This window comes from Pseudomonas sp. WS 5412, from assembly GCF_012985615.1.
GTDB lineage: Bacteria > Pseudomonadota > Gammaproteobacteria > Pseudomonadales > Pseudomonadaceae > Aquipseudomonas > Aquipseudomonas shahriarae.
Genome location: NZ_JAARMB010000008.1, coordinates 163,538 through 178,536, shown reverse-complemented (window position 1 = coordinate 178,536; position 14,999 = coordinate 163,538). Strand labels below are relative to the sequence as shown.

General features: G+C 61.4%; 16 protein-coding genes. 9 read left to right on the top strand and 7 right to left on the bottom strand.

The annotated features are described in order from the left end of the window. Positions 1–5: 5 nt before the first annotated feature. Positions 6–1,163: an efflux RND transporter periplasmic adaptor subunit gene (locus HBR94_RS13275; protein ID WP_057959446.1), complete on the bottom strand. Its 1,158-nt coding sequence runs from the start codon at positions 1,161–1,163 to the stop codon at positions 6–8. Between the two features lie 198 nt (positions 1,164–1,361). Between HBR94_RS13275 and HBR94_RS13270 the strand changes: the two genes are divergently transcribed. From HBR94_RS13270 to nudC, 4 genes are all read left to right on the top strand, one after another. After that, positions 1,362–2,063 carry a response regulator transcription factor gene (locus tag HBR94_RS13270; RefSeq protein WP_057436665.1) on the top strand — a complete coding sequence of 234 codons (702 nt, stop codon included), beginning with the start codon at positions 1,362–1,364 and terminating at the stop codon, positions 2,061–2,063. Positions 2,064–2,067: 4 nt separating this feature from the next. Next, on the top strand, positions 2,068–3,363 hold the full coding sequence (locus HBR94_RS13265) for an ATP-binding protein (RefSeq protein ID WP_169960346.1): 1,296 nt from the start codon (positions 2,068–2,070) through the stop codon (positions 3,361–3,363). 138 nt (positions 3,364–3,501) lie between these two features. Then, the gene (locus HBR94_RS13260) at positions 3,502–4,314 is read left to right on the top strand and encodes a crotonase/enoyl-CoA hydratase family protein (protein ID WP_170044952.1); all 813 of its coding nucleotides are present in this window, start codon (positions 3,502–3,504) and stop codon (positions 4,312–4,314) included. A 6-nt stretch (positions 4,315–4,320) separates the two neighbouring features. Continuing rightward, positions 4,321–5,154, top strand: coding sequence for an NAD(+) diphosphatase (nudC, locus tag HBR94_RS13255; RefSeq protein ID WP_057959448.1), 834 nt, complete (start codon positions 4,321–4,323; stop codon positions 5,152–5,154). Here the strand turns inward: nudC and HBR94_RS13250 are convergent. After that, positions 5,122–5,901, bottom strand: a complete 780-nt coding sequence (locus HBR94_RS13250) for a TSUP family transporter (protein WP_057436653.1) — start codon at positions 5,899–5,901, stop codon at positions 5,122–5,124. The two genes, nudC and HBR94_RS13250, sit on opposite strands and share 33 nt — an antisense overlap. A 267-nt stretch (positions 5,902–6,168) precedes the next feature. On the opposite strand from HBR94_RS13250, the gene sfnG reads away from it, so the two are divergent. Further along, the gene (sfnG, locus tag HBR94_RS13245; protein WP_057436652.1) at positions 6,169–7,275 is read left to right on the top strand and encodes a dimethylsulfone monooxygenase SfnG; all 1,107 of its coding nucleotides are present in this window, start codon (positions 6,169–6,171) and stop codon (positions 7,273–7,275) included. Here the strand turns inward: sfnG and HBR94_RS13240 are convergent. Continuing rightward, a complete protein-coding gene (locus HBR94_RS13240) occupies positions 7,264–8,355 on the bottom strand; it encodes a GNAT family N-acetyltransferase/peptidase C39 family protein (protein WP_170044951.1) in 1,092 nt (363 codons plus the stop codon). The two genes, sfnG and HBR94_RS13240, sit on opposite strands and share 12 nt — an antisense overlap. Positions 8,356–8,447: 92 nt before the next feature. Here HBR94_RS13240 and HBR94_RS13235 point away from each other — a divergent pair, with 92 nt between their 5' ends. Together HBR94_RS13235 and HBR94_RS13230 are read left to right on the top strand one after the other, a co-directional pair. After that, a complete protein-coding gene (locus HBR94_RS13235) occupies positions 8,448–10,034 on the top strand; it encodes a RimK family protein (protein ID WP_178112847.1) in 1,587 nt (528 codons plus the stop codon). Next, positions 10,028–10,969, top strand: a complete 942-nt coding sequence (locus HBR94_RS13230) for a magnesium transporter CorA family protein (protein WP_057959452.1) — start codon at positions 10,028–10,030, stop codon at positions 10,967–10,969. Before HBR94_RS13235 ends, HBR94_RS13230 begins: the two co-directional genes overlap by 7 nt. 33 nt (positions 10,970–11,002) lie before the next feature. Here the strand turns inward: HBR94_RS13230 and map are convergent, their stop codons facing one another. Together map and HBR94_RS13220 are read right to left on the bottom strand one after the other, a co-directional pair. Further along, a complete protein-coding gene (gene map / locus HBR94_RS13225; RefSeq protein WP_057436952.1) occupies positions 11,003–11,758 on the bottom strand; it encodes a type I methionyl aminopeptidase in 756 nt (251 codons plus the stop codon). Continuing rightward, positions 11,758–11,958, bottom strand: a complete 201-nt coding sequence (locus HBR94_RS13220) for a ParD-like family protein (protein ID WP_057436650.1) — start codon at positions 11,956–11,958, stop codon at positions 11,758–11,760. The genes map and HBR94_RS13220 overlap by 1 nt, the downstream gene beginning before the upstream one ends. 251 nt (positions 11,959–12,209) lie before the next feature. Between HBR94_RS13220 and ilvA the strand changes: the two genes are divergently transcribed. Further along, a complete protein-coding gene (ilvA, locus tag HBR94_RS13215; RefSeq protein WP_170044950.1) occupies positions 12,210–13,208 on the top strand; it encodes a threonine ammonia-lyase, biosynthetic in 999 nt (332 codons plus the stop codon). 274 nt (positions 13,209–13,482) lie between these two features. On the opposite strand, the gene eco is transcribed toward ilvA, so the two are convergent. Next, positions 13,483–13,965, bottom strand: a complete 483-nt coding sequence (gene eco / locus HBR94_RS13210) for a serine protease inhibitor ecotin (RefSeq protein WP_115128271.1) — start codon at positions 13,963–13,965, stop codon at positions 13,483–13,485. Between the two features lie 267 nt (positions 13,966–14,232). Here eco and HBR94_RS13205 point away from each other — a divergent pair, with 267 nt between their 5' ends. Then, the gene (locus tag HBR94_RS13205; RefSeq protein WP_057436646.1) at positions 14,233–14,490 is read left to right on the top strand and encodes a DUF1652 domain-containing protein; all 258 of its coding nucleotides are present in this window, start codon (positions 14,233–14,235) and stop codon (positions 14,488–14,490) included. On the opposite strand, the gene HBR94_RS13200 is transcribed toward HBR94_RS13205, so the two are convergent. Beyond that, positions 14,491–14,871, bottom strand: a complete 381-nt coding sequence (locus HBR94_RS13200) for a hypothetical protein (RefSeq protein ID WP_115128270.1) — start codon at positions 14,869–14,871, stop codon at positions 14,491–14,493. Between the last annotated feature and the right edge of the window lie 128 nt (positions 14,872–14,999).

Genomic DNA, 14,999 nt, shown 5'->3' with positions numbered 1-14,999 from the left:
TTTGATTACTGGCCGGCTGCCTGGGCGACAGGCGCGACGCTGGCATCCACTTCGACTTTTTCGCCGGGGCGTGCGTGTTGCAAGCCTTCGACGATGATGCGGTCGCCGGCCTTCAGGCCGCTGTTGACCACCCAGCGATCATTGATCGCCGCGCCCAACTCCACCGGCTGCTGGCTGACGTTCTGCTCGGCGTCCACGAGCAACACCATGGGGATGCCGGCGCTGTCACGGGTGATTGCGCGCTGCGGCACGCTCAGGCCTTGCTGGTCGACCGCCTGCTCCAGGCGTACGCGGATAAAGCTGCCGGGCAACAGGTCGAGGTCCGGGTTGGGGAATTCGCTGCGCAGGATGATCTGCCCGGTACCGGGGTCTACGGAAATCTCCGCGAACAGCAACTTGCCCGGCAGCGGGTAGAGGCTGCCGTCATCCTGGATCAGCGTGGCCTTGGCCTGGTCCTGGCCCACTTGCTTCAAATGCCCGGCGCGGAAAGCGCGGCGCAGGTCATTGAGTTCGCGGGTGGATTGCGTCAGGTCGGCGTGGATCGGGTCCAGTTGCTGGATCAGCGCCATGGGCGTGGCTTCGTTCTGCCCCACCAGGGCGCCTTCGGTCACCAGCGCGCGGCCGATACGCCCGGAGATCGGCGCGGTCACGGTGGCATAGCCAAGGTTGAGCTTGGCGCGTTGCACCGCTGCCTGGTTGGCCGCGACATCCGCGGCGGTTTGCCGGGCGGCGGCGCGGGCGTTGTCGTAGTCCTGGGCGCTGATGGCATTGCCTTCGACCAACTGGCTGTAGCGCTGCTCTTGCAGGCGCGCCTGGAAGGCATTGGCCTCGGCCTTGCGCAGGCTGGCCTGGGCGCTGTCGAGGTCGGCCTTGAACGGCGCCGGGTCAATACGGAACAGCACGTCGCCCTGTTTGACGTCATGGCCTTCCTTGAACACCCGTTGAAGCACCACGCCCGCAACCCGGGCGCGCACTTCGGCGATGCGCGGTGCGACGATCCGCCCACTCAGCTCGCTGCTGATGGACAGGGGCTTGGCTTCGAGGGTTTCGATCCGCACCTTGGCCAGGGGCATTTCGGGGGTGTCGCCTGCGGAGTTGCCACACGCACCCAGGGCCAGGGTCAGTGCCAGCAGGCAAAACGGCGCAAACAGATTCTTTGACATGCTCTTATCCCAATATTGACTGGCGCATCCTACGGGCGCCCCCGACTCGGTGCTGTGAAGCTGTGTAGGTGGTCTGTGAAGAAATGTAAGGTACGGCGCACGCCGAGGCGCGTGCGTATATCCTTCACGGCTGTGGATCCTAACAAGCTCTTCTGATCAATGACGATCTAATGTGAAACTGTATTATTTGGAAACACCATGCCCAACATCCTCCTGGTCGAAGACGACGCCGCGCTGTCCGAGCTGATTGCCAGTTACCTTGAGCGCAATGGTTATCACGTCAATGTGCTCAGCCGTGGCGATCATGTGCGCGAACGGGCGAGGCTCAACCCACCAGACCTGGTGATCCTCGACCTGATGCTGCCCGGCCTCGATGGCCTGCAAGTCTGCCGCCTGCTGCGCGCCGATTCGGCCGGCCTGCCGATCCTGATGCTCACCGCCCGCGATGACAGCCATGACCAGGTGCTGGGCCTGGAAATGGGCGCCGACGACTACGTGACCAAACCCTGCGAGCCACGGGTGCTGCTGGCCCGGGTGCGCACCCTGTTGCGCCGCAGCAGCCTCAGCGAGCCACAGGCGGCCAACGACCAGATCCTGATGGGCAACCTGTGCATTGACCTGTCGGAACGCGCCGTGACTTGGCGCGAGCAGACGGTGGAGCTGTCCAGCGGCGAATACAACCTGTTGGTGGTGCTGGCCCGGCATGCCGGCGAAGTACTCAGTCGCGACCAGATCCTGCAGCGCCTGCGGGGCATCGAGTTCAACGGCACCGACCGCTCGGTGGATGTGGCCATCTCCAAGCTGCGCCGCAAGTTCGACGACCATGCCGGCGAGGCGCGCAAGATCAAGACGGTATGGGGCAAAGGCTACCTGTTCAGCCGCTCCGAGTGGGAATGCTGACACCATGTTCCGCGCCCTGATCCGTCTCTACCTGCTGACCATCGTGACCTACAGCGCAGCGATCTACTTGATCCCCATGGGCATCATCGAGGTCTTCCACGACCGCTACATGAACTACAACATCGAACAGTCTCGTGGCTTGCAGAGCCTGATCGTGCGCCAGTACCACAGCCGGCCGGTGGAGCGCTGGTCCGATGTCACCGACCAATTGGCACGGGATTTTGCGCCGCTGAAGGTGCAACTGATGCATCGCCAGGACGCCCGCTACACACCCGACGAGGAGCGACTGCTGGAGCAGGGCAAGCCGGTGATCCGCCTGGGGGAGTGGGGCTTGATGGAGGAGATCAGCTCGCCGCTCAATGGGCAGTTGGCGGTTAAATTGACCATCCCCCCCGACCCGCTGGACATGAACCTGCTGTACTGGACCATGAACGTACTGATCGGCGCGGCGTTGCTGGGCGGCCTGTTGATCTGGCTGCGCCCGCATTGGCGCGACCTGGAGCGCCTCAAGGTCACCGCCGCGCAGTTGGGCCGGGGCCGCCTGGAGGAGCGTACGCATATTCCCCCCAGCTCCAACATCGGCAGCCTGGCGGCGGTATTCGACACCATGGCCAACGACATCGAGCACCTGCTCAACCAGCAGCGGGACTTGCTCAACGCGGTGTCCCACGAACTGCGCACACCGCTGACCCGCCTGGATTTCGGCCTGGCCCTGGCGTTGTCCGAAGACCAGCCGGCCGCCAGCCGCGAGCGCCTGCAAGGCCTGGTGGCGCATATCCGCGAGTTGGATGAGCTGGTGCTGGAGCTGTTGTCCTACAGCCGCCTGCAAAACCCGGCGCATCTGCCCGAGCGGGTGGAAGTGGTGCTCGATGAGTTTATCGACAGCATCCTGGGCAGCATCGACGACGAGCTGGAGAACCCGGAGATCGTGATTGATGTGGTACTGGAGTGCGCCGTGGAGCGTTTTACCCTCGACCCACGCCTCACCGCCCGCGCCCTGCAAAACCTGCTGCGCAATGCCATGCGCTATTGCGAGCGACGGATCCAGATCGGCGTCAAGGTCTGCGCCAAGGGCTGTGAAATCTGGGTGGATGACGATGGCATCGGCATCCCCGAAGAGCAGCGCGCCCGGATCTTCGAGCCGTTCTACCGCCTGGACCGCAGCCGCGACCGCGCCACCGGCGGCTTCGGCCTGGGCCTGGCGATCAGCCGCCGGGCGGTGGAAGCACAAGGCGGCACACTCACGGCCCAGGCCTCGCCACTGGGCGGCGCACGCCTGCGGCTATGGTTGCCCACCTGAAAACACCGGCAACTGTCTGTCTAGAGCGGGTTTGTGTTTTTATGCAGTCCTGCTTTTGGCACATGCACAGCCTTACCGGCCCTGATACACCCTTGCTATAGTTCGGCCCTTATCAGCCGCCAGTCAAGGATCACTGCCATGTCCGAATACCAAGCCTTTGTCGTCGAACTCCACGGCAACGTCGCCCATGTGCAGATTAATCGCCCGGAAAAGATCAACGCCATGAACGCGGCGTTCTGGAGCGAAATCGTCGAGATTTTCCAATGGATCGACGACACCGACGCTGTACGCGCCGTGGTGTTGAGCGGCGCCGGCAAGCATTTTTCCTCGGGCATCGACCTGATGATGCTGGCCTCGGTGGCCAACGAATTTGGCAAGGACGTGGGACGCAATGCGCGCCTGCTGCGGCGCAAGATCCTGCAACTGCAGGCCTCGTTCAATGCCGTGGATAATTGCCGCAAGCCGGTACTGGCGGCGATCCAGGGCTATTGCATCGGCGGCGCCATCGACCTGATCAGCGCCTGCGACATGCGTTACGCCGCTGACGACGCGCAATTCTCGATCAAGGAAATCGACATCGGTATGGCCGCCGACGTCGGCACCCTGCAACGCCTGCCACGCATCATCGGTGACGGCATGCTGCGCGAACTGGCCTATACCGGGCGCACCTTCGGCGCCGAAGAAGCGCGCAGCATCGGCCTGGTCAACCGCACCTTTGCCGACCACTCCAGCCTGCTGGCCGGGGTGATGGACCTTGCCGCGCAAATCGCCGCCAAATCGCCGATTGCCGTGACCGGCACCAAGGCCATGATCAGCTATATGCGTGACCACAGCATCAACGATGGCCTGGAATACGTTGCCACCTGGAACGCTGCTATGTTGCAATCCAACGACCTGCGCGTGGCCATTGCGGCCCATATGAGCAAGCAGAAACCCGAATTCGTGGATTGACTGAATATGACCCCAGGCTGGATCACCACAACGCTGCTGGACAACGACGCCCCCGGCGGCTGGGCTGTGGCCCGTAGTCGCGAAGGTTTTTTACTCGATGACAACGGGCCGCTGTTTCCCCGGGAATGGCTCAAGCGCCAGGACCTGTCGGTGATGGCCGAACATGGCATCGGCCATCTGGACGGCGAGCCGGTGTACCTGCTGGAGCTGAACAGCCCTGGCGATGTGCCGGGTTGCCGCTGGCAGGGCCTGCGGGCGTTTATGTTGCAGGGCGATCACCGTCTGTACAAAGTCCTGGGTTATGCCGCGCAAATCGGTACCTGGGCCCGCGAGCACCGCTTTTGCGGCAGTTGCGGCCAGGCGATGGTGCAGGTGCCCCGCGAGCGCGCAATGTTCTGCCAGGCCTGCGACCTGCGCAGTTACCCGCGCATCTCACCGAGCATGATTGTGCTGATCACCCGTGGCGATGAGATTCTGCTGGCGCGTTCGCCGCGTTTCGTCACTGGGGTCTACAGCACCCTGGCCGGGTTTGCCGAGCCTGGGGAATCTGCCGAAGACTGCCTGATCCGCGAAGTGCACGAGGAAGTGCAGGTGCGGGTGCAGAACATCCAGTACGTGGGCAGCCAGTGCTGGCCGTTCCCGCACTCCATGATGCTGGGCTTTCACGCCGAGTATGCCGGTGGCGAAATCGTGCCCCAGGCCGACGAGATTGAAGATGCGCAGTGGTTCAACATCCACCAGTTGCCACCGTTGCCGGCCTCGCGCTCGATTGCCCGCTACCTTATCGACCTGTATGTGGCGCGCCGTCTAGGCCACGCTGAACCAGTGCTGCCAGGCTAGGCGCACGGTCAGGCCGAGGACCACGGTGATAAACACCGGGCGAATGAATTTGGCGCCGCCGCTGATGGCACTGCGTGCGCCAAAGAACGCGCCCACCATCACCGACAGGCCCATGCTCAGGCCGACAATCCAGTCCACCGAACCGTTGAAGATAAACACCGACAGCGCCGCCGCGTTGCTGACGAAGTTCATGCTGCGCGCCACGCCGCTGGCCTTGACCAGGTCCACGGGGTACATCAGCAGGGTGCTGACGGTCCAGAATGCGCCGGTGCCGGGACCGGCCACGCCATCGTAGAAGCCCAGGGCCAAACCCTGGGTCGACTGCCACTTCTTCTTGATCGGCGCATCGGCGTCCAGCGGCGCCTTGGGCGTACCGCCAAACAACAGGTAGATACCGCAGGCGAAGACGATCACCGGCAGCATCTTGTTCAGCCATTCGGCGGGCAGGTAATGGGCGACGATGGCCCCCAGCAGCGCGCCGACCAGGGTGCCCACGATCGCGTGGACCCACTGACGCGGATGGAACAGCTTGCGCCGGTAGAAGGTAAAACTGGCGGTGGCCGAACCGAAGGTCGAACTCAGTTTATTGGTGCCCAGTACCAAATGGGGCGGCATACCGGCGGTGAGCAGGGCCGGGGTGGTGAGCAAACCACCGCCGCCGGCAATGGCGTCGATAAAACCGGCAATAAAGGCAACCACGGCCAGAATGGCCAGGGTGGTGAGGTCAACGCTGAGTTCAAAAGGCATGGAGGCGACTTATTTTCGGCGAGGCGCAGAAGGGGCTGCGCGAAAGTCCGATAGCTTACCTATAACCGAATGTTACGGCGACTGTTGCACACGCTCCATCCCTCGCCACGGTGTTGCGCTACCAACAGTGATCCGACAAATAGCCCGCCCGGGCAACATGGCCGATAGGTCGGTCGGCACGCAAACGCCCCAGCCCAGGGGCTTTGCCAACCCTGGCACGTTTGCTGCTCTACCCCTGTACATTCCCTGTGTGCGAGGTGCCGAACGATGACTCAGCAAGCCGTGAAATTTGCCTATTGGGTGCCCAATGTCAGTGGTGGCCTGGTGGTCAGCAAGGTTGAACAACGTACCGACTGGGGCATCGACTACAACCGCAAGCTGGCCCAGTTGGCCGAGGCGGCGGGGTTTGAGTATGCCCTGACGCAAATCCGTTTCACCGCCGGCTACGGCGCTGAATACCAACATGAATCCGTGGCCTTCAGCCATGCGTTGCTGGCGGCCACGACCCAACTCAAGGTGATCGCCGCGATCCTGCCGGGGCCCTGGCAACCGGCGCTGGCGGCCAAGCAATTGGCGACCATTGATCAACTGACCCAAGGCCGGGTGGCGGTGAACATCGTAAGCGGCTGGTTCAAGGGCGAGTTCCAGGCCATTGGCGAGCACTGGCTGGAGCATGACGAGCGCTATCGGCGCTCCGAAGAGTTTATCCGCGCGTTGAAAGGCATCTGGACCCAGGACGATTTCACCTTCAAGGGTGACTTCTACCGGTTCAACCATTACAGCCTCAAGCCCAAGCCCCTGACTCAGCCGCACCCGGAAATTTTCCAGGGTGGCAGCTCCCGGGCTGCGCGGGACATGGCGGCGCGGGTGTCGGACTGGTATTTCACCAACGGCAACACGCCCGAGGGGATCAAGGCCCAGGTCGATGATATCCGCGCCAAGGCTGCGGCCAATCACCATTCGGTAAAAGTCGGGGTCAACGCGTTTGTGATCGCCCGCGACACCGAGCAAGAGGCCCAGGCGGTGTTGGCCGAGATCATCGACAAGGCCGACCCGCAGGCCGTCAACGCCTTTGGTGATGCCGCCAGGCAGGCGGGCAAGGCCTCGCCCGAAGGTGAGGGCAACTGGGCCAAGTCCAGCTTCGCCGACCTGGTGCAGTACAACGACGGCTTCAAGACCAACCTGATCGGCACCCCTCGCCAGATTGCCGAGCGCATCGTCGCGCTCAAGGCGGTGGGGGTGGACCTGGTGCTGGCGGGCTTCCTGCACTTCCAGGAGGAGGTGGAATATTTCGGCCAGCGCGTATTGCCCCTGGTGCGCGAACTCGAAGCCAAGGCCGCGGCGACCGGCAGCGCCAGGGCGTTACCGGTATAGCACCACCGCCGCCCGCAGCTGACGGCTGCCAAAACGACACATTCGCTCGAACTCCCCGTGGCTGACCGGCAAATGCTGGCAGTCCATGGGGCGGCGATGCTGGCTATGGTCCACGTCGGGATCATGCAGGTAGACAAACTCTTGATCACAGTCAGTCACGATCACCCAGTGTGGTGACTTGGAGCGCGTCAGCCGGTAGCTGCTGATCAGCACCAGTGGCTGGCCGCCATCACCGAGGACCTGCGCCAGGTCCAACGCACCGCCGAATACCTGCTGCACATCACTGTTGGCCAAATCCTCCTCGAACCCCTCATGCACCAGGCGCATCACCTCTTTTTTATGCGGGTCGCGCACCCCATCGAGAAACAGCGGCCCGCGCAAGTTGACCTGCATGCGCACCTTAAACCCCCGGCGCCAGGCAGCCAGGGCCAGACCTTGGGGGCTGCAGCCGCCGTGGCCGGCGGTCATGAACACGGTGGTTGCTTCGCGCCAGATCTGCAGCTCTTCGCGGCGCAGAGACTCACGCCCAGGTAACAGGGCGCCCATGGCCATCAACAGGCAGGCTGCGCCGCAGGTGAAGTCGGTGGTCTGCTGGTAGTAGGGCACACTCAAGGCCCGCGCGTCAGTGTGCTGGAGGATGCGTTTTTCCAGGCGCAGGGCGTCGGTATGGTCGGCGTAATAGTCGTTGATCAGGGCAAAGCGCCGGTAGCCGCTGTGTTCATACAGGGCAATAGCGCCAGGGTTGTCGGTGCGCACCTCAAGGCGCAGGTACGCACAGTCGTGCGCCACGGCGCAGGCCTCGATGCGCGCCAGCAATTGCTTGCCCAGGCCCATGCCCCGGGCCGGCGCGGCAATGGCCAGGGAGTACAGGCGCGCCAGCGAGGTGCCGCGATGGAACAGCACCAGGGCATAACCCAGCAATTGCCCGGTATTTTCGGCCACCAGCAGCTGCGCATGGGCGCGGCTGATCATCCACTGGAAACTGCGGGCAGACAGCCGGTCTGTGGTGAAACAGTGCTGTTCCAGGGCCACCAGTGCTGGCAGGTCATCCAGGGTTGCAACGCGAAAGAAAAGAGTCATATAACCGCCGTAAAAGTTGCGTAACTAAACGAGACTTCCGTGAAAGATCGTGCTTAATAGAAAAGGTCAAGTTCTCTAGCGGATCAATCAATATGTCAGCGGTACAAAATCATTGGCGAGAAGTATCCGAGCAAACCGTCGCGGCGACAATAACTTCCGGCGGATATTTTTCTACACCGCCCAAGAGTGCAAGCCAAGTTGTGATTATTGTAGAACGCAAGGAAGACTGGGCCTCGTACTTCCCCAGTGAAGATATTGTCACTGCCCAGGAATACCTCGAACACCCCCGGGAGAACGAGGCCGGCAAACGGGTCCAGGTCATCAACCTGTGCCGCAGCTACAAGTACCTGGGGCATGGCTATTACTGCTCGCTGCTGGCCGAGGCGCGGGGGCACAAGGTGATTCCGTCGGTGCGCACCATCAGCGAATTGACGAAAAAATCCTTGTATGGCCTGGCCCTGGATGACCTGGATAAAACCCTCGACAAAGCATTGAGTCATCACCTCTACAGTAATACCGAAGGTTTTACCCTGACCCTTTATTTTGGTCGAACCAATATTGAGCCGTTGCAGGATTTGGCCCGGCAGTTGTTTGAAGCGTTTCCTTGTCCGATCTTGTTAGTTGAGTTTCGCAAGAATAACGGCTGGCATATCGAAGGTATCAAGTCCGGGGTGCTGCATAAGTTGCGCGATGATCAGGAAGATCAATTCGCCCACGCCCTGGACAACTTCAGCCGCAGGATCTGGCGTCAACCGCGCTCCCGGCGCCTGGCCCGTTATGACCTGGCAATCCTGCATGATCCCCAGGAGCAGCTGCCGCCGTCCAATGCCAAGGCCCTGGAAAATTTCGTGCGGGTGGGCAGGGGCTTGGGGATTGATGTCGAGCTGATTGAGCGCAAGGACTACGCGCGACTGGCCGAATACGACGCCTTGTTGATCCGCGAAACCACCAGTGTCGACAACCACACCTATCGCTTCGCCAAAAAGGCCGAGAGTGAAGGGCTGGTGGTGATGGACGACCCGGCGTCGATCCTGCGTTGTACCAATAAGGTCTACCTCACGGACCTGCTCAACAGCCATCAATTGGGCATGCCCGCTACCGAAATTCTGTACAAGGAACGACCGGAAGATTTCGAACGGGTTGGCGAGCGCCTGGGCTTCCCCCTGGTGCTGAAAATCCCCGACGGTTGTTTCTCCCGAGGGGTGATCAAAGTGGAAAGCCAGGAGGCGCTGCTGGCCGCCACGGCAGAGTTGTTCGAACACTCGGTGTTGCTGCTGGCCCAGGAGTTTTTCTATACCGAGTACGACTGGCGCATCGGCGTACTCAACCGCAAGCCGATCTTTGCCTGCCAATACTTTATGTCCAAGGGCCATTGGCAGATCTACAACCACAAGGCCATCGGCCAGGATATCAACGGCGAGTGCCGGACCCTGGCGGTGCACGAGGCGCCCAAGGCCGTGGTGGAACTGGCGGTCAAGACCGCTAACCTGATCGGTGACGGGTTGTACGGCGTGGACCTGAAGCAGTCCGGCGACAAGGTGGTGGTGATCGAGGTCAACGACAACCCGAACATGGACGCCGGGATCGAAGACGCCTACTTGCAGGACGACTTGTACTCCCTGGTGCTGGAGGAGTTCGTGCGCCGCCTGGAGCTCAAACGCCAGGGCCAGGTCTGGTGATCTGCTTTGAGCTCAATGAGGGCGCGCTGCGCCGCACCGAGCGCGAAAGTGCCGAGGTCCTGCTGTTCAGCAACCCCGACAGTGATGAGCGTGAATTGCTGCGCGAGCGCTACAAGGTCGATGAGCACGCGCTGGCGTCGGCACTGGATCCGGACGAGGTGTCGCGTATCGAGTTCCATCCAGACAACCTGTTTCTGATCTGGAAGCGCCCGCAAAACTACTCCGGGGGCAGCAACCTGGTGTTTGAAGTGTCGTCCTGTGGCTTGCTGTTTTCACCGGACCGCCTGCTGGTGATCGCCACCGACGACAGCCAACTGTCCGGCCTGGGCGCGCGCCGGCCGCTGCATACACCGTTGGATGTACTGCTGGACCTGCTGCTGAACAACATTCACCACTATCTGGGCCACCTCAAGGTGATCAAGCTGGTCGCCCGGGAATTGCAGCAGCAGTTCAACGCCTCCATGAGTAACCGCCACCTGATGCAAATGTTCAGCCTCAGCGAGAGCCTGATCTATTACATCAACGCGCTGCACAGCAACGGCGCGGTCTTGACGCGTTTGCGCAACCATGGCGAGAAGGAGCATTTCAGCCCGCAGACCCTGGGCTTGATCGACGACCTGATCATCGAGAACAACCAGTGCTACAAGCAGGCGGAGATTTATTCCAATGTGTTCTCCGGGCTGATCGACGCCCGGGGCAACCTGATGAACAACAGCATGAACAACCTGCTGCGCAAGCTGACACTGATCAACGTGGTGTTCCTGCCGCTGAACCTGATCGCCAGCATTGGTGGCATGTCCGAGTTCAGCATGATGACGGCCGGCACGCCGTGGTGGGTGGCGTACCCGCTGTTTTTGCTGGCGATGGCGTTGGGCGCCGCAGGGATGGTGCTGGGGCTCAGGCGGATTGCCAGGGGCGGCGACAAAGCAGGGTGACTGGGCCCCACTTTGCTGCCGGTGTGGGAGGATTCAGGCACCCGCCTGCAGCGTCAGCACTTCAAAGCCATCCGCAGTGACCGCCACCGTATGTTCCCACTGGGCCGACAGGCTGTTGTCGCGGGTCACCACGGTCCAGCCGTCCTTGAGGCTGCGCACTTTGGCGCTGCCCTGGTTGAGCATCGGTTCGATGGTGAACACCATACCTTCGCGCAGGGTGAGGCCGGTGCCCGGGCGGCCGAAGTGCAGGATTTGTGGCTCTTCATGCATTTCCCGGCCAATCCCGTGGCCGCAATACTCGCGCACCACGCTGTAGCCATTGGCCTGGGCATGGCTTTGAATCGCATGGCCGATATCCCCCAGGCGCGCGCCGGGTTTGACCTGGCGAATACCGGCCCACATCGCCTCGAACGTCTGCTCCACCAGGCGCCGCGCCTTGGGCGCGACAGCGCCGACCATGTACATCTTGCTGGAGTCGGCGATAAACCCGCCTTTTTCCAGGGTGATGTCGATATTGACGATATCGCCGTCCTTCAACACATCCTTGGCATTTGGCATGCCGTGGCATACCACTTCATTGATGGAGGTGTTGATGCAGAAGGGGTAGTCATACTGCCCGAGGCTGGCGGGGCGGGCCTGCAGGTCCTGGCGGATAAACGCCTCGACGGCCGCATCCAGTTCCAGGGTGGTCTGGCCGGCCGCGACCCGGCTGTCGAGCATCGTGAACACCTGGCCCAGCAGGCGCCCGGCTTCGCGCATCACGGCGATCTGTGCAGGGGTCTTGATCATCAGCTGCGCCCCCGGATCAGGTCGGGTTTGTCGAGCAACAGCTTGTTGATCAGATCGTTGTAGGCCAGGTGTGGATTGAGTTCGGCCAACAGGCCGATCTTGATCCAGAACTCCGCCTGGGCGTTGATGGAACGGTCCATGGCGGCGCTGGCCAGACGCAGTTGTTCATGCAGTTGATCGGTGATCTTGACGATGCCCATGAGCTTCACTGTGTAGGATTGATATACAAAGCGTATATGTTTCGTATATCGCCCGTAAAGCCCTGCAGTTGACTTGCCACAAAGCGCCAGTTAGTTTTGCGCCATGACCGTTCAAATCTATCGTTCCCAGCCAAGCATTATTACCGCCATTCCTCATTTGGCGGGATAGCGTTCGGCTGTACCCAAACCCGCCCTAGAGGCGGGTTTTGTTTTTCCGTCTCCAGGGCCCCGTAAAACGCCAGGAGACCCCCATGAGTAGCCCCTTGCTGCTTGAGCAATACGTGAAGAAGATCCTCGCCGCGCCGGTCTACGACCTGGCGGTACGCACCCCCTTGCAGGCGGCACCGGCACTCTCGGCGCTGCTCGGCAATCAGATCCTGCTCAAGCGTGAAGATCTGCAGCCGACGTTCTCCTTCAAGATCCGTGGCGCCTACAACAAACTGGTGCAACTGAGCGATGAGCAAAAAGCCCGCGGCGTGATCACGGCCTCGGCGGGCAACCATGCCCAGGGTGTGGCGCTGGCGGCGCGTGAGTTGGGAATCAAGGCGACGATAGTCATGCCCAGCACCACGCCTGAATTGAAAGTGCTGGGCGTGCGCTCACGAGGCGCTGAGGCGGTGTTGCAGGGCGCGAGCTTCCCGTTTGCCCTGGCCCATGCATTGCAGTTGGCTGAACAGTCGGGGGGCACCTTTGTATCGCCCTTCGATGATCCCGACGTGATCGCCGGGCAGGGTACCGTGGCCATGGAAATCCTGCGCCAGCAGCAAGGTGCGCTGGACGCGATCTTTGTCCCGGTCGGCGGGGGTGGGTTGATAGCCGGCATCGCGGCCTACATCAAGTATTTGCGCCCGCAAGTGCGGGTGATTGGCGTGGAACCTGAAGGCTCCAGCTGCCTGCTGGCGGCCCTGGATGCCGGTGAGCGGGTGATACTGCCCAGCGTGGACAGCTTTGCCGATGGCACCGCGGTGGCGCAGATCGGTGCCCACGGTTTTGAAATCTGCCGTCATTATGTTGATGAGGTCATCACCGTCAGCAACGATGAACTGTGCAGTGCGATCAAGCTGATCTACGACGATACCCGCTCCATCACCGAACCCTCCGGCGCCCTGGCGGTGGCCGGTATCCGCCGCTACGTGACACGTACCGGGGCCCAGGGGCAGACACTGGTGGCGATCAACTCCGGGGCTAATATCAACTTCGACAGTTTGCGCCACGTGGCCGAGCGGGTGGCGGCCGAGAGCACCGATTGAATGTGGAAGTTGCCGAGCTTTAGCAAAGTCGCCCCCTGTGGGAGCGGGCTTGCCCGCGATGGCGGTGGTTCAGTCACTATTCTCGGCGGCTGATAGACCGCCATCGCAGGCAAGCCAGCTCCCACATTTGATTTGTGGTGTGGCCATACTTTTCTGCCCGCTGAGTTCTCCCTGTGGGAGCGGGCTTGCCCGCGATGGCGGTGTTTCAGTCAAAGCAACTGGTGGCTGACGCAGCGCTGTAGCAGGCAAGCCCACACACATTCGGGCTGTGGCGTTACTGCGCGCTTGCCTTCTCGACGGTAGGCGATGCCGACCAGATGCGGTAACGCACTTCGACATCTTTTGGAACATATAAAACGATGGGCAATTTGCTGTTGTAACGCAGCACAAAACCGTCACCGACCACCGGCACAAAAACCTCGTGGGTCTTGCCTTCGGGGCAGGCCATCAGGGTGCTCATGGGGCCGCTGACCTTCTCCAGGCGGTAGAACGGGTAGCCCCAGCCTTCGAGGTTTTTCTCTTCCAGCACACCACCGAGCCGTTGCTGGTTGCAGTCCACCGGCAAGGTTTTACCGGCGAGGATTTCAACCTTGAAGTCCTGTTCCTGGGGCTTTGCCGGCAAGTGGATGACCTGGCGAACCTGACCAGCATCGGCCTTGGGGTAGGGCGCGATATCTTCCAGCTTGGCGGCATTGGCCTGGGCGGCCAGCACGCTCATGGCCAAAACGGAAAACAGAGTGAAGGGCGAAGAAGTCATGGGACGTCCTTATCTTGGGGTCAATAAAACAGTCGCGGCCACGATGCACGCCAACGTCCGGCAATGCAAACCAGCAGCAACGCATATAAGGGTAGCGGGTGCTTATGAGGAAAGGATCCTACGCCGACAGGCACAAGGAGTAGGCTTTGCAGTTGAACGCGCCTGCCAGGGTTGGCAAGGCGTGCAGTCAACCGTCCTGACGCGGCGGTCAGACTATTGAGAGCTATAAAAATTCATTGGCGGTCTCAAAAAAGGAGAGGTTTAGCCATGTTTTCGGAATTGGAGTTACGCGGCCTTATTGAAGGAAGCTTCCTGCCCAGACGTTGTGAATGCATCAAGGCCCAGGATGCGTCGTTGACCATCAAAATCTACGACGACGATGGTACCGACCTGACTGTCACCGGCATCCAGGCCAATAAACTCGACAGCAGTCGTGCCATCTGCAATCTGATCACCGAGTTGCGTGAGGATCTCAAACACGCCCATGCACCCGCCCCGCGCAGGGCGGGCGCCAGGCTCTACTGATCAGCCGACGGTTGGTTTGCGGGCCTGGATAAACCCCAGGCCCAGCACTAACTCCGTGCCCACGGCCAGCAGAATTCCCGGGCCGGCATGGCCATTGAGCCATTCGCCAATCCCTAGCGCGGCCAATCCCAGACAACCGACAATAAACCCCGATACCAGCGCGCTGCGCGTGGGTGACGGGGCGGTATGGCGCAGGCGATAAAACATGATGCCGATTGCGAGGAACAGCATGGCATTGCGTCGCGCCACCAGGCCGCTGGCATCGGTGTATTCCACCCCCCAGAGCCTCAGTAGCAGGTCGGGCCGCACTCCCCAGGCAATCGCAAGGGCCAGGCACAGCACGGCGGTGAAGGTGGAGAGTGCGTGGAAACTGATGCGCATGGCGAGTCCTTTCGGCCGTTTCAGAAGGGCCCAAGCCTACGCTGTGAGGTATGCCTCAGACAAATCCGATACGGCAGCTTCCCCTCTCACTGCTAGTGTTTCGCCACATTTTTCGCCAGTGGCTGAGG